Here is a 13,679-nt window from a genome sequence, read left to right on the forward strand (position 1 = left end):
GCCTGGAAAGAAGTGCGGTACTGAGCGCAACCTTTGCTTTCTACTCAGGCTCCTAAGCGCACCCCACACTTGCTCTACCCTGATGCGTTGCGCTTCGCTCCTACTGTTTCTATCTCTGCTGCCTGCTTGCCTATATGCCCAAACGACGGTTGTGCAAGGCACTGTGCTCGATGAGGCTACCCAACAGGTGGTGCCGTTTGCTTCGGTGGGCGTAGCTGGCCGTCCCTTCGGTACCATTGCCGATGAGGCCGGCCACTTCCGGTTTGCACTGCCCGATTCGGTACAGCGCCCGGTGGTGGTTTCCTGCGTAGGCTATGCGGCAGTCACTCTGCCAGCAGACCAGCTGCGGACCAGCGCGACGGTCATCCGTCTGACGCCCGCTGCGCAACAACTGGCGGCCGTCACGGTGCGACCGGGCCGGGTACGCACCCGTACGTTTGGGCGCACCGGCAACGCCACGTTCATGACGGTTCGCCTCTATACCGAGCCCGGAGCTGGGCAGGACGAACTGGCCCGCGAGCAGGGAACAGTAGTGCCGTTGGCTTCCGACTCCTACCTGCGCACGGCCCGCTTGCTGGTGGCTTTCAACCGCTTCCGGTCCGTCACGTTTCGGCTACTGCTGTACCGGGTGCAAAATGGCCTACCCACCGAGCCTTTACCCCAACCCGATATCCGCTTCACTGTCATTCAACCCCGAGGCTGGGTCACGGTAGACCTCGAACCCTACCAGCTCCACTATCCTGGCCTGCGCGAAGTAGCCGTGACGGTGCAGTGGCTGCACAGTGAAGCCGCCCCCGACAGCGCCAATGGTTTCGCCTTTTCGGCCGTGCCGCTGCCAGGTCATCAGGTCCTCACCCGCTCCAAAAGTCAGGCCCGCTGGGAAACCATACCCGGCTACCTGGGCTTTAACCTGACGGCCGATACCTACACCGCTCCCGGTAAAACCAACGGCCTCGCCGACACCGCCCCCAACTACACCTTGCCCGATAGTCTGGCGTATCTGCGCTACTTCACCGCTCCGTACTTGCCCAACCCCGCTGGCTACGGCAGCAATTCGGCCGCCGGACGGTACATCAGGGTGCGCGGAGCCCGCCTCTACTACGAGCGGTACGGCCAGGGCGAGCCGCTGCTGCTGTTGCACGGTAACGGGCAGTCAGGAGCTGCCTTCCAGCTACAGATTGCCGAACTGGCCCGGTATTTCGACGTGCTGGTTCTCGATACACGGGCCCAAGGCCATAGCCAGGATTTCACCACCCAGAATTTCAGCTATGAGTTGTTTGCCGAGGACGCCCGCCAGTTGCTCGACTCGCTGCACCTACGCCGGGTACATATCCTGGGCTGGAGCGACGGGGGCAATACGGCCTTGAGCCTGGCCCTAACTCACCCGGAATACGTGGGCCGCCTGGCCATCATGGGAGCTAACCTGTTTCCTGCCCCCCACGCCCTGGAACCAGCCCTGCTATCCGGGTTCCGACGGCAGTTGCAGCAGGCCCAGGCCCGCAACACCACCGCCATTGATACCCGCCTGCTGCGGCTGCTGGTCCAAGAGCCCCAGCTTACTTTCGCCCAACTCGGCCAGATTACTGCTCCGGTACTCGTATTGGCCGGGCAGCACGATGTTATCCTGGAACCTCACACCCAGGCTATTGCCAAAGCTCTGCCGCACAGTCAGTTGGTTATTTTTCCGGGAGCCACCCATTATGCGCCGCAGGAAATACCAGAGGTATTCAACGCAACCGTCCTGCGGTTTTTCCGGCAGCAGTAGCCAGTGCCAAAGGGTACTATTGGTCAGGCATCCATCCGCGTCAACGTTACCTCATCTTTAGTGAAGTCGATCTGGCTTTTGTCTACCGGGCCGCGGCATTCGAGCACACGGGGCGGCGCCAGCTTGCCTTTGGGGCCGGCCTGCACCTCGGCCTCGCCTGCTATATCCAGCACGGCCACGGTCTCGCCATTCAGGCGCAGCTCCCACTTGCCCGGCTGCACTGCCCCCGTCAGGTATCCAACGAGGAAGGTTTCTTTGGGTGATACCAGGATAATATCAAGGACTTGCATGAGGCGTGAGGCAGCTACTGTATCAAATTGGGTGGCTCTTTAGAAAGCCGGTTTAGTTTATGTCGCTGGCCTTAATCCGCGAATCGAAGCTAAACTCTTCGCGGGCCACGATGCGGATGCGCTTAAAATCGGGGTGGCGGGTGTGCAGGATGTAGTTGAACTCCTGCGGCACGATGGATGAAGGCACCCGCAGCACGGCCGCGCTGCGCCGCTCGTACCACGCGTCGCCGAGGGGCTGGCAGAGGCTGTAGCGGCTGGCTTTTTCCCAGCCGACGGGCAGTTGGGCAGCCGGTATTTCCTCCACGGCCACATCATCGGGCACATCAATCACGAGCACCCGGAACTGGTCGTTGAGGCCTTCGCCGCTCCGGTGTACCACGTTTTCAAGGCAGGCCAGGGCGCGGGAAGCAGCCGTGTAAATCACGAATTTGTCCTGGGTGTTCCAGCGGGCGCGGCGCCCGGAGGCAAACAGGTCGTCGGCGTATTTGGCCAAGCAGATGCGGTATACCTGCATCGTTAGGCCAGGTCGCCGTAAGCAATGCGCGTCAGCTCCTCCTCTACTAGATCAATGCCGCCGCTGGTTTCGAGCAGGCGCAGCGGTACCTCGCCGTCGAGGCCGTGGGCCGGCTTGCTCAGCCAGCGCAAAAACGCCGCCGTATCACCGAATACTTCGATGCCGGTTTCGTAGAGCGCAATAATCTTGAGCGTTTTCTCGCTGCTGGAGGCATTCAGGTTGCGGTTTTCCTGGGTGTAGCTGCGCAGCGTTTTGGTGGAAAGCTCGTAGATGGCCTCCAGTTGGCTGGCCTGCAGCTGAAACGCATCGGCTACCTCAAACGCCGTAGCGGCTGGCAGGCCTTTGCGTGCTTCCATCACCAGGGCAAACGAGTCCTGTCCGGTACGGCTCCAGGCCGCCCATTTCTTCCGCAAAGGCGCAGGAAGCGTAGTCGTGACTTTGGGTTTTGCGAGAGTAGTGGCCATGGCAGTAAGGAAAATCAGCAGTCGAAGCTATGGAAATTTTTCTTCTTAACGCGGAAAAATTTCTTTTTGTTCGATTACCAACTGTCATCCTGAGCGAAGCGAAGGACCTTGTCAGGTTTGAACGGTAACCATTGATAGTAATCCAGCCGTGATAAAATCCTTCGCTCCGCTCAGGATGACGGATGGTATATCAGGCCCCTACCACGGCGTGCAGCGGCACCGGGTGCAGAATCAGCCAGATTAGCTCCCGCAGGATTTCGCCGTCGGTCATCGAGCCCGAGTCGATGCCTTTGCTTTGGGCATCGGCGCGGCGGATGAGGTGCACGATGTCGCGGGTACGGTGGAAGTCGAACACCTTTAGGCCGGTCTGGTAGTCTTTGCGCTGGATGGGGAAGCGCAGGCCCATTTTCAGCCAGTCCGCTTCCGACGGGTTGGGATTCTGGTGCAGCGCCAGCAGTCGGGAGAAGTAGTTGAACAGCAGCGTTAGGTTCGGAATGAGCGGGTTGTTTTTGGGGTTGGCCTCGAAGTAGAGCAGGATGCGGTTGGCCTTGAGCACGTCGCGGCGCACCAAGGCGCTCTGCAGCTCGAAGATGTTGTACTCCTTGCTGATGCCCACCATGCGCTGTACCAGGTCCTCATCAATGCTGTGGCCGGGCAGCAGGTTGATGAGCATCTTGTCTACCTCGTTGGTGAGGCGGCCCAGCTCGCCGCCGATGTACTCGGCCAGCATGACCGTTGCCTGGGGCGTAATCTGCTGGTTTTTGGAGCGCACGTAGTTGCTCAACCAGGGCGCCACCTGGTTGTCGTAGAGCTTCTTGCTGGTCATGAGGACGGTACCGGCCGGGGCGGGCTCCTTTTTGTCGCCAGCCAGCAGCTTGCCGAGCTTTTTGCGGGCGTCCAACGTTTTGTGCTTGTAGCAGAGCACCAGCACCGTGCTTTGCAGCGGGTTTTTCAGGTATGCCTCCAGAAACGGCCACGTTTTCTCCGACTCCAGATCGGCCACGGCCTGGGCTTCTTTCACAATCACCACCGAGCGTTCGGCCATCATCGGGAAGCGCTTGGCTTGGCCCAGGATGCCGGCCACATCGGTGTCCTTGCCATAGAGCACAACCTGGTTAAAGCCCTTTTCGTGCTCCTGTAGCACGTTTTTGTCCAGCAGGTCGGCTACCAGATCGATATAATACGGCTCCTCGCCCTGCAGAAAGTACACGGGCGCAAACTGCCGCTGCTGGAGCTGCTTCAGGATTTCGTCGGCGGTGAGAACAGGCATAGCGGGTTGTCAGATAGACGTTGTCAGTTGTCGGGCCTGAGGATGAACTTCTAACTGCCACCACAAAGGACATGGCAAAGGTACCGCCGGGCCGTTACCTTTGCGCCCTCTTCTGCGGTTTTGCCAGAACACCTTCCGGCCCCCCGCTCCTACCAACCGACAACGACCACCTGACACCTCCCCGAATGGACCTGATAGAAGAATTGCGCTGGCGTGGCATGTTTCACGACATGATGCCCGGCACCGACGAGCATCTGCGCCAGAATGCCCCCATCACCGGCTACATCGGCTTCGACCCCACTGCCCCGTCGTTGCACATCGGCAACCTGGCCACTATTATGCTACTGGTGCACCTGCAGCGCGCCGGCCACCGCCCCTTGGCGCTGGTAGGCGGCGCCACCGGTATGATTGGCGACCCTTCGGGAAAATCAGCGGAGCGTAATCTGCTGGATGAGGAGGCGCTGCGACGCAACCAAGCCGGCATTCAGGCGCAGTTGGAGAAGTTTTTGGTGTTCGATGACTCGCCCACTGGGGCTCGTGTCGTGAACAACTATGACTGGTTCAAGGACTTCGGTTTTCTGCAGTTTCTGCGTGAAGTGGGCAAGCACCTCACCGTGAACTACATGATGGCCAAAGATTCGGTGAAGCGCCGCATTAGTGGCAACGAGGAAACCGGCGCTGAGGGCATCAGCTACACCGAGTTCAGCTACCAGCTGCTGCAGGGCTACGACTTCTTCCACCTCTACAAAGAGCTCGGCACTACGCTCCAGATGGGCGCCTCCGACCAGTGGGGCAACATCACCACCGGCACCGAGCTGATCCGGCGCATGTCGGGCGGCGAAGGCAAAGCCTACGCCCTCACCGGCCAGCTCATCACCAAAGCAGACGGCACCAAGTACGGCAAAAGCGAAACCGGCACTGTGTGGCTGGATAGCACCATGACCTCGCCGTACCAGTTCTACCAGTTCTTCCTCAACGCTGCCGACGCCGACGTGCCGCGTCTCATCCGCGTGTTCACATTGCTCCCGCAGTCGGAAATTGAAGCTCTGGACGCCGAACACGCCCAGGCTCCGCACCTGCGCGTGCTGCAGAAGGCCCTGGCCAAAGACGTCACCATCCGGGTACACGGTCAGGCCGCCTACGAAGCTGCTCTGGCCGCTTCTCAGGTACTATTTGGCGGTGGCGAACTGAGCAGCCTCGACGAAGCAACCCTGCTGGATGTGTTTGCCGGGGTGCCACGTGTAGAGGTACCGCGGGCAGAACTGGCAGGCCTAGATGCCCTCACGCTGCTGAGCACGGCTTCTAGTAACGTCATCTTCAGTTCTAAGGGCGAGGCGCGCAAAATGGTGCAGAACAATGGCGTAAAGCTCAACCGCCAGAAAGTCACGCTGGACCAGACCGCGGAGGCCGTAGCACCGCTCCTGGGCAAGTATCTGGTAGCGCAGAAAGGCAAAAGCTACTTCCTGATTACGCTGGTATAGGCCGGCGGCTCAGCAAACGAAAAGGCCCTACCGAAGTATCGGCAGGGCCTTTTTTTTAGTATAGCTCCCACGCAGTGCGTGGCGCCAGACTACTTCTTCTTGGCTGGAGCGGCTTTCTTGGCAGCAGCAGGAGCAGCTTTCTTAGCAGCAGGAGCAGCTTTGCCAGCAGCAGGAGCAGCACCAGCGGCGCTGTTCTTGGCGTTCTGCACTTCCGTGCGGATGCTCTGAGCCATGTTCTTCAGCTCCTGCATGCCTTTGCGCACGCGGGTGCCAGCGGCCGAGTTGTTCTTATCGTAGAATTTCTCGAAGTCGCTTTCCAGGCCCATAACGAGGTCCTTGAGTTGGCTGAAATTGCTCATGTGAGAGGGGTTGTGTGGAGTGGAAAAATTAGTTTGAACGGGCCTAATATACAGGGATTTCAAATACAAGCAAGTTGACAAGTTTTTTTCTTAATGGCGTTTCACAGCCTTCAAAGGCACTTTTCGGCCAAAACTCTTCTAATTCAACCCTCCACGCTCTAGCTCCAACATCAAAATAATCCTAAATACAAAAGCCGACACCTTTCCAGGTATCGGCTTTTGTATTTAGCGAAGCCCAAACTAGCCTTGGAGGCCGGCAGGAATCTCTGCTTTAGAATAAAGCCCTTTTGCAAGCTTTTCCTGTACTACTTCAAAGGCTTTGATGGTCAAATCCACATCATCTAGTGTATGTACTGCCGTTGGGATGATACGGAGCATGATAACCCCTTTCGGCACCACCGGATACACCACGATAGAGCAGAAAATGCCGTGATTCTCACGTAGATCGAAGGTTACCTGAGTTGCATCGGTCAGTTCACCCTGCAACAGCACCGGCGTAACGGGCGAGGAAGTAGAGCCAATATTGAAGCCTTTTTCGCGCAGGCCGCTTTGCAGGGCGCGCACGATGGTCCACAGATTTTCCTTCAGCTCGGGCTGGGTGCGCAGCAGCTCCAAACGCTTCAAAGCGCCCACTACAAGCGGCATGGGCAGGCTTTTGGCGAAAATCTGGCTGCGCATGTTGTAGCGCAAATATTCAATTACGTTCTCGGGGCCCGCCACGAAGGCGCCAATGCTGGCCATGCTCTTCGCAAACGTCGAAAAATAAAGGTCAATACCATCCTGAATGCCCTGTTCTTCGCCCGTTCCGGCGCCGGTAGCGCCCATTGTGCCAAAGCCGTGGGCATCATCCACGAACAAGCGGAACTGGAATTTTTCCTTCAACGCCACCACGCCCCGCAGGTCGCCTTGGTTGCCCGACATGCCGAATACACCCTCAGTAATGACGAGGATACCACCGCCAGTTTCATCGGTGAGGCGCTTGGCCCGCTCTAGCTGCTTCTCTAGGCTAGCCATGTCGTTGTGCGTGTACACAAACCGCTTGCCGGCGTGCAGGCGCACCCCATCGATAATGCAGGCGTGCGACTCGGCGTCGTACACAATCACGTCATGGCGGTTCACCATGGCGTCAATGATGCTCACTACGCCCTGGTAGCCGAAGTTGAGCAGCATGCAGTCAGGCTTCATCACGAATTCGGCCAGCTCGCTTTCCAGTTGCTCATGCAGGTTAGAGTTGCCGGACATCATCCGGGCACCCATGGGCAGCGCCATACCATATTCAGCCGCCGCATCAGCATCAGCTTTGCGCACTTCGGGGTGGTTAGCCAGGCCCAGGTAATTATTCAGGCTCCAGGTGAGCACCTCTTTACCGCGGAAAATCATGCGGGGCTTAATTTCACCTTCCAGCTTAGGGAAAGCAAAATAGCCGTGCGCGTAATGTGAGTGGACACCCAGCGGGCCGCGGTTGGCGGCAATCTTCTCAAATAGATCCACGAAGGAATGGGTTGAATGTGAAAGGAAACGAGCGGCTGTCCGCGAAGAGCTAACCGCCAAGGAATGTACAAAGTTGTGGCAATCCGCAAAGGTAGCCGCTGGCCGGCAGGCTTCCAACCTTCTGCGAATTGGGCAGGGCGTTTTACGGTCCGGCCGGAATGGCGTTTCTTTGGGTGCTAGAATCAGAAAACACCCTGCCACTCCCACCCGCTCCTATTCTCCCCTAATGAAGAAAATCACCAAGCTGCTCGTGGCCAACCGCGGCGAAATTGCGTTGCGCGTGCTGCGCTCGGCCAAGGAAATGGGCCTCCAGACCGTGGCCATCTACTCTGAGGCCGACCGCAACGCCCTGCACGTCCGCTACGCCGACGAGGCTGTGTGCGTGGGCCCGCCCGCCAGCAAAGACAGCTACCTGCGCGGCGACAAAATCCTGGAAGTCTGCCGCCAGCTGGGCGTTGATGCCATTCACCCAGGCTATGGTTTCCTTTCGGAAAATGCCGAGTTTGCCCGCATGGTCACGGAGGCAGGGTTAATTTTCGTGGGGCCTTCGCCGGAAGCCATGAACCTGATGGGCGACAAGCTCTCGGCCAAGCAGGCCGTAAAAGCCTACAACATTCCGCTGGTGCCCGGCACCGACGAGGCCATTTCCGATGTGGAAGAGGCCAAGCGCATTGCCGCCACGGTGGGCTTCCCTATTCTGATCAAGGCCTCGGCCGGCGGGGGCGGCAAGGGCATGCGCATCGTGAATTCGGCCACCGATTTCGAGGAGCAGATGCAGCTAGCCATCAACGAGGCCACCTCGGCCTTCGGCGACGGCTCGGTGTTCATCGAGAAGTTCGTGACCGGCCCGCGCCACATCGAAATTCAGGTGCTGGGCGACGAGCACGGCAACATTGTACACCTGTTTGAGCGGGAATGCTCGATTCAGCGCCGCCACCAGAAGGTAATTGAGGAGGCCCCTTCCTCAGTGCTCACGCCCGAACTACGCGCCGAAATGGGCCGCTGCGCCGTGGACGTGGCCCGCGCCTGCAACTACACCGGGGCCGGCACCGTGGAGTTTCTGCTCGATTATCAGCACAACTTCTACTTCCTGGAGATGAACACCCGCCTGCAGGTAGAGCACCCCGTCACGGAGCAAATCACTGGCCTTGACTTGGTGAAGGAACAGATTAAAGTGGCCCAGGGCCTGCCCCTCGCCTTCCGGCAGGAAGACCTCAGCATCAACGGCCACGCCCTGGAACTGCGCGTGTACGCCGAAGACCCGCAGAACAACTTCCTGCCCGACATTGGCACGCTGACCACCTACGTGCGCCCCCAAGGCCCCGGCGTGCGGGTGGATGATGGCTTCGAGCAGGGCATGGAAATTCCGATTTACTACGACCCGATGATTGCCAAGCTGGTCACCTTCGGGGCCACCCGCGAGGAGGCCATTGCCCGGATGCTGCGCGCCATCGACGAGTACCAGATTACCGGCATCCAGACCACGCTCGACTTCGGCCGCTACGTGCTGCGCCACCCCGCCTTCGTGAGCGGCAACTTCGACACCAACTTCATCCGTGACCATTTCCCGGCCGATGCCCTAAAACCCGCCGCCCCGGACGAAGCCACTGCCAAGCTCGCCGCCGTGCTCACCGCCATGCTCCTGACCGAGAAAAAACCTAGCACCGCTACTGCCGATGCGCCAGCCGCTACCAGCTCGGCCTGGAAGCGTAACCGGTTAGGAGTACGGTAGAACAATAAGCCTCTCATGTCATTCAAACAAAAGCAGCCGCTCCGGATACCGGAGCGGCTGCTTTTGTTTGAATGACATGAGACAGTCGTCGTCAGCTACAGCAATTCTGTAATTTCTCGCACACCCAGAGGCCGCTCGCGGGTGAATCCTTCCCCGAACTCCACTCCTATCAGGTGGCCGAATTCGCGGGCACGAGCTTCCATGAAGTTGCTGAACACCGGCGTGGATAGGTAGGTACCGGGCTCGGTGCTTTCGGGGTCGTGAAACTGGGTGCGATAGGCTTGGATGCTTTCCCACTTCTTGGGCCAGTGCGCCGAAATGTCCACTACGAAATCGGCCGGAATCTGGCGGTCCTGAATGTAGTGGAACACTAGGCGCGGCCGCCAGGGCTGCTGGGGCTGGCCGTCGTCGCCGAGGGTTTCAATCATGCGCAGCCCACTCAAAAAGCACGATTCGGAAGCCAACTGCGCGCCCCGGCCGTGGTCAGGGTGCCGGTCGTGGATGGCGTTGCAGAGGATGATATCGGGCTGGTAGCGGCGGATGGCGGCAATAACGGGCAGTTGGTGCTCCCGGTCGTTGCGGAAGAAGCCATCGGGCAGGCCCAGGTTTTCGCGGGCACTTAGGCCCAGAATGCGGCTGGCTGCCTCGGCTTCCTGGGCGCGGGTGGCAGGTGTGCCGCGCGTGCCTAGCTCGCCCCGGGTAAAATCGACAATACCGATTTTCTTGCCGGCCGCCGCCGCCGCCAGCAGCGTACCCGCAGCTGACATTTCTACATCATCGGGGTGCGCCCCAAAGGCCAGTATATCAAGTTTCATTTGAGTCTATTGTACAGTAGTTGATTAGTAGTTTCGGATTGTTAGCTGCTGGTCTCCGCCGCAGCTTCCCAGACTAATTGCCAACAATCTGCCACTAACAGTCAGTAATCAACTACTCATTTGATCCGCAGCACGCGGCCTACACGCAGCACGGCGGTACCGCCATTCAAGCGCCGAATCTGGGCCTGTGAAACGCCGTACTTGTCGGCAATTTCCGACAGCGTATCGCCGCTCCGGATTTTGTGGCTGACAATACGGCGAGCCTGAGTGGGCTTGCCGCTGCTGGCACTGCGCGAAGCCGCGCCAGGCACGCTGCCACCCCGGTACTTCAGCGACTTGCTGTAGTACGCAAACAGGCCGGAAGTAATCTGGAAGTTGTCTTTGATAAGCCGATAATCCGGAAAATCATACATCTGCTCCGGGTCGATGGGGTTGCCCTCGTAGCGCACCTCAAAGTGCAGATGCGAGCCGCTGCTCCGTCCCGTGCTGCCGCCCCGGCCAATTAGCTGCCCAGCCTTCACAAACGTACCCGGTGTTACCAAGGACTTCTGCATGTGCCCGTAGAGCGTTTCGATGCCATTGTAATGACGGATGAGCACGTAGTTACCGTAGCCCGAACCGTCCCATTTTACAATGCGCACCACCCCATCGAAGGCCGCCTTTACGGAGTCGCCGGTTTCCAAGTCCAGGTCCACACCATAGTGCCAGCGGTAGCCCCGGAACCCGAAGTCGGACGTAAGCGGCGTTTTTACCAGTGGCATTTTGGCATAACGCTGCCGCTCCGGCTCAGTCAGCTTCAGATTGAGTGTATCCCTGATGCGGCGACCATCTACCCGGTATGGATTGATGTTGTGCGTGTCCCAGATGGCGTAGTAGCCCGCCACCTGAATCCAGGAGGAGTCAATCTGTACTTCCTCCTTCACCTCCACAATGTGCTGGCCGCCCTCGTTGAGTGTGGTTGTGTCCTCGCTTACAATGGACAGCTTTTTAGCCGGGTTGAAGAAGATTGATTTAGCAGCGTCGGAGCCTTCTTCAGGCAATTCCTCCGTTTCAATCAGAATGGTAGTATCGGGCCGCACGTAGCGGATAGTCGGGGATTTGATGCGAAAGAAATCCTTCCGCTTGCCCGCCGCGCCGGCTTTTGCCTTCGGCTGCGGCGCTTTGCGGCGCTGGGCAAGCAGCTGGCCGGGCAAGCCAAGAAACAGCCCGATCAGTAGCAGCGGCAGCAGCCAGTGTTTCACAAAATTCAGCAAGGGCAATGTGATAAAAGGTGAAGGTGTGAGGTGGTGCAGTGGTGAAATGAAGAGGTAGCAGGTTTCAACGCCCAAAGCACCTAATGTCTTGCATCGGATGCAAAACTCATCATTTCACCACTGCACTCCTTCACGCTTAATGGTCGCCGAGCGCGGCCAGATACCGTTCGGCATCCAGCGCGGCCATGCAGCCGGAGCCCGCCGCCGTCACGGCCTGGCGATACGTAAAGTCCTGCACGTCGCCGCAGGCAAACACGCCGTCCACGTTGGTTTTGGCGGTGCCAGGTATGGTTTTCAGGTAGCCCTGCTCATCATGGTGCAGGTAGGGCTGGAAAATTTTGGAGTTAGGCTCATGGCCAATAGCTACAAAGAAGCCCTCCACGGCTAGGTCGCGGGTTTCATGGGTCAGCACGTTTTTCACGCGGGCCCCATCTACGGCGTGCTCACCCAGGATTTCATCCGTCACGGTGTTCCAGAGCACCTCAATTTTGGGGTTGTCGGTTACACGCTTCTGCATGATTTTGGAGGCGCGCATCTCTCCTTTCCGCACAATCATGTACACCTTGTTGCACAGGTTCGCCAGATACGTAGCCTCTTCTGCTGCCGTGTCGCCGGCGCCTACAATGGCCACGTCTTTGCCGCGGTAGAAGAACCCGTCGCACACAGCGCAGGCCGACACACCCGAGCCGTTCAGACGCTGCTCCGAGGGCAGCCCCAGCCACTTGGCGGAAGCCCCGGTAGCAATGATGACCGTATCGGCCGTCAATTCCACCTTCTCATCTACCGTTATGCGGTGCGGGTGGCTCGAAAAGTCCACGGAAGTAGCAATGCCGTAGCGAATATCAGTACCGAAGCGGGCAGCCTGCTTCTTAAGGTCTTCCATCATTTCCGGGCCCATAATTCCATCGGGGTAGCCAGGAAAATTCTCAACGTCATTCGTAATAGTAAGCTGGCCGCCGGGCTGCAAACCTTGGTACATAACCGGCTTGAGGTTGGCGCGGGCCGCATAAATAGCCGCCGTGTAGCCGGCCGGACCGGAGCCTATAATCAGACACTTGATGTGTTCTGGGGTGGTTGTCGCCATGTGAAGTATCGAAACGCCGGATTCTGCCGGCGCCATGAGAAGTGAAGTTGGGGTGCAAAAGTACACGCGTCCCGGGTTATCAGCCGGTGCCGTCCTGTATTGCCGAAAATTAAGCCAATCCTGTCATTCGGCCACTTTGTCTGAAATACTGAGAAAGCAGGACAATCTGGAGTTAGCCAACATGCATTCAACAAAAAACCCCAACCAAAGGCCAGGGTTTTCTGCAGTGGGGTAGAAAAGCTTACCCCAGATATGGTTTTAGTGCTTTACTACGCGAGGTATGGCGCAGGCGGCGAATGGCCTTTTCCTTGATCTGGCGCACCCGCTCGCGGGTCAGGTTGAACTTCTCCCCGATTTCCTCCAGCGTGAGCGAGTGTTCCCCGTTCAGGCCAAAGTAGAGCGTGATGACGTCGGCTTCGCGCTTAGTAAGCGTGCTCAGGGCGCGCTGCACTTCCTTGCGGAGCGAGTCATTCATCAAGCCCGTGTCGGGGCTCTCTTCGTCCTCGTTTTCGAGCACGTCAAGCAGACGGTTTTCCTCACCCTGTACAAACGGAGCATCCACAGATACGTGGCGGCCCGAAATCTTGAGCGTGTCTACCACTTCCGAGGTCGTCAGCTCCAGTACTTCGGCAATTTCCTCGGGTGAAGGCTCACGCTCAAACTTCTGCTCCAACTCCGAGAATGACTTGCTGATTTTGTTCAGCGAGCCTACCCGGTTCAGGGGCAGACGCACGATGCGCGACTGCTCGGCCAAAGCCTGCAGAATCGACTGGCGAATCCACCAAACGGCGTAGGAAATGAATTTGAAGCCCCGGGTTTCGTCAAAGCGCTTGGCGGCTTTAATCAGACCGAGGTTGCCCTCGTTGATCAAGTCGCCCAGGCTGAGGCCCTGGTTCTGGTATTGCTTGGCCACCGACACCACGAATCGCAGGTTGGCTTTGGTGAGTTTTTCCAGCGCTTGCTGGTCACCTTCTTTGATGCGTTGCGCCAGCGTTACCTCCTCGTCGGGGGTTAGCAGATCCACCTTGCCAATCTCCTGGAGGTATTTATCCAGCGACTGGCTTTCGCGGTTGGTGATCTGCTTGCTGATTTTTAGCTGTCTCATTGCGGGCGCGAGAGAGTTGAATTATTGATGCTGGTAAGGTCGTGTTGGTCCGGTAT

General features: G+C 58.4%; 12 protein-coding genes and 1 pseudogene. 3 read left to right on the forward strand and 10 right to left on the reverse strand.

Going from position 1 to position 13,679, the window contains the following annotated elements:
- The first annotated feature begins 151 nt into the window (after positions 1-151).
- Complete coding sequence (locus tag H4317_RS09570; protein ID WP_185886264.1) at positions 152-1,765, forward strand: alpha/beta fold hydrolase; 1,614 nt, start codon at positions 152-154, stop codon at positions 1,763-1,765.
- 23 nt (positions 1,766-1,788) lie between these two features.
- On the opposite strand, the gene H4317_RS09575 is transcribed toward H4317_RS09570, so the two are convergent.
- The 4 genes from H4317_RS09575 to holA all read right to left on the reverse strand — a co-directional run bounded on the left by H4317_RS09575 (position 1,789) and on the right by holA (position 4,303).
- Positions 1,789-2,055, reverse strand: a complete 267-nt coding sequence (locus tag H4317_RS09575; RefSeq protein WP_185886265.1) for a hypothetical protein — start codon at positions 2,053-2,055, stop codon at positions 1,789-1,791.
- 52 nt (positions 2,056-2,107) lie between these two features.
- A complete protein-coding gene (locus H4317_RS09580) occupies positions 2,108-2,569 on the reverse strand; it encodes an RES family NAD+ phosphorylase (RefSeq protein ID WP_185886266.1) in 462 nt (153 codons plus the stop codon).
- Positions 2,570-2,571: 2 nt separating this feature from the next.
- Positions 2,572-3,033 carry an Xre family toxin-antitoxin system antitoxin gene (locus H4317_RS09585; protein WP_185886267.1) on the reverse strand — a complete coding sequence of 154 codons (462 nt, stop codon included), beginning with the start codon at positions 3,031-3,033 and terminating at the stop codon, positions 2,572-2,574.
- Positions 3,034-3,223: 190 nt separating this feature from the next.
- A complete protein-coding gene (gene holA, locus H4317_RS09590; RefSeq protein ID WP_185886268.1) occupies positions 3,224-4,303 on the reverse strand; it encodes a DNA polymerase III subunit delta in 1,080 nt (359 codons plus the stop codon).
- A gap of 185 nt (positions 4,304-4,488) precedes the next feature.
- On the opposite strand from holA, the gene tyrS reads away from it, so the two are divergent.
- A complete protein-coding gene (tyrS, locus tag H4317_RS09595; protein ID WP_185886269.1) occupies positions 4,489-5,784 on the forward strand; it encodes a tyrosine--tRNA ligase in 1,296 nt (431 codons plus the stop codon).
- A 188-nt stretch (positions 5,785-5,972) separates the two neighbouring features.
- Here tyrS and H4317_RS19475 read toward each other — a convergent pair.
- Positions 5,973-6,143 (reverse strand): annotated as a pseudogene (locus H4317_RS19475) (histone H1); the annotation flags it as partial.
- Between the two features lie 240 nt (positions 6,144-6,383).
- On the reverse strand, positions 6,384-7,634 hold the full coding sequence (locus H4317_RS09605) for an aminotransferase class I/II-fold pyridoxal phosphate-dependent enzyme (protein ID WP_185886271.1): 1,251 nt from the start codon (positions 7,632-7,634) through the stop codon (positions 6,384-6,386).
- 226 nt (positions 7,635-7,860) lie between these two features.
- Here H4317_RS09605 and accC point away from each other — a divergent pair, with 226 nt between their 5' ends.
- The gene (gene accC / locus H4317_RS09610) at positions 7,861-9,366 is read left to right on the forward strand and encodes an acetyl-CoA carboxylase biotin carboxylase subunit (RefSeq protein ID WP_185886272.1); all 1,506 of its coding nucleotides are present in this window, start codon (positions 7,861-7,863) and stop codon (positions 9,364-9,366) included.
- A gap of 95 nt (positions 9,367-9,461) precedes the next feature.
- Here accC and bshB1 read toward each other — a convergent pair whose 3' ends face one another.
- From bshB1 to H4317_RS09630, 4 genes are all read right to left on the reverse strand, one after another.
- Positions 9,462-10,181: a bacillithiol biosynthesis deacetylase BshB1 gene (gene bshB1 / locus H4317_RS09615; RefSeq protein ID WP_185886273.1), complete on the reverse strand. Its 720-nt coding sequence runs from the start codon at positions 10,179-10,181 to the stop codon at positions 9,462-9,464.
- 116 nt (positions 10,182-10,297) lie between these two features.
- Positions 10,298-11,422, reverse strand: coding sequence for a M23 family metallopeptidase (locus tag H4317_RS09620; protein ID WP_260625609.1), 1,125 nt, complete (start codon positions 11,420-11,422; stop codon positions 10,298-10,300).
- Positions 11,423-11,570: 148 nt separating this feature from the next.
- Complete coding sequence (gene trxB / locus H4317_RS09625) at positions 11,571-12,518, reverse strand: thioredoxin-disulfide reductase (protein ID WP_185886274.1); 948 nt, start codon at positions 12,516-12,518, stop codon at positions 11,571-11,573.
- 241 nt (positions 12,519-12,759) lie between these two features.
- Positions 12,760-13,623: a sigma-70 family RNA polymerase sigma factor gene (locus tag H4317_RS09630; RefSeq protein WP_022823752.1), complete on the reverse strand. Its 864-nt coding sequence runs from the start codon at positions 13,621-13,623 to the stop codon at positions 12,760-12,762.
- Positions 13,624-13,679 lie beyond the last annotated feature (56 nt).

Origin of the sequence: Hymenobacter sediminicola (assembly GCF_014250515.1) — a bacterium.
GTDB lineage: Bacteria > Bacteroidota > Bacteroidia > Cytophagales > Hymenobacteraceae > Hymenobacter > Hymenobacter sediminicola.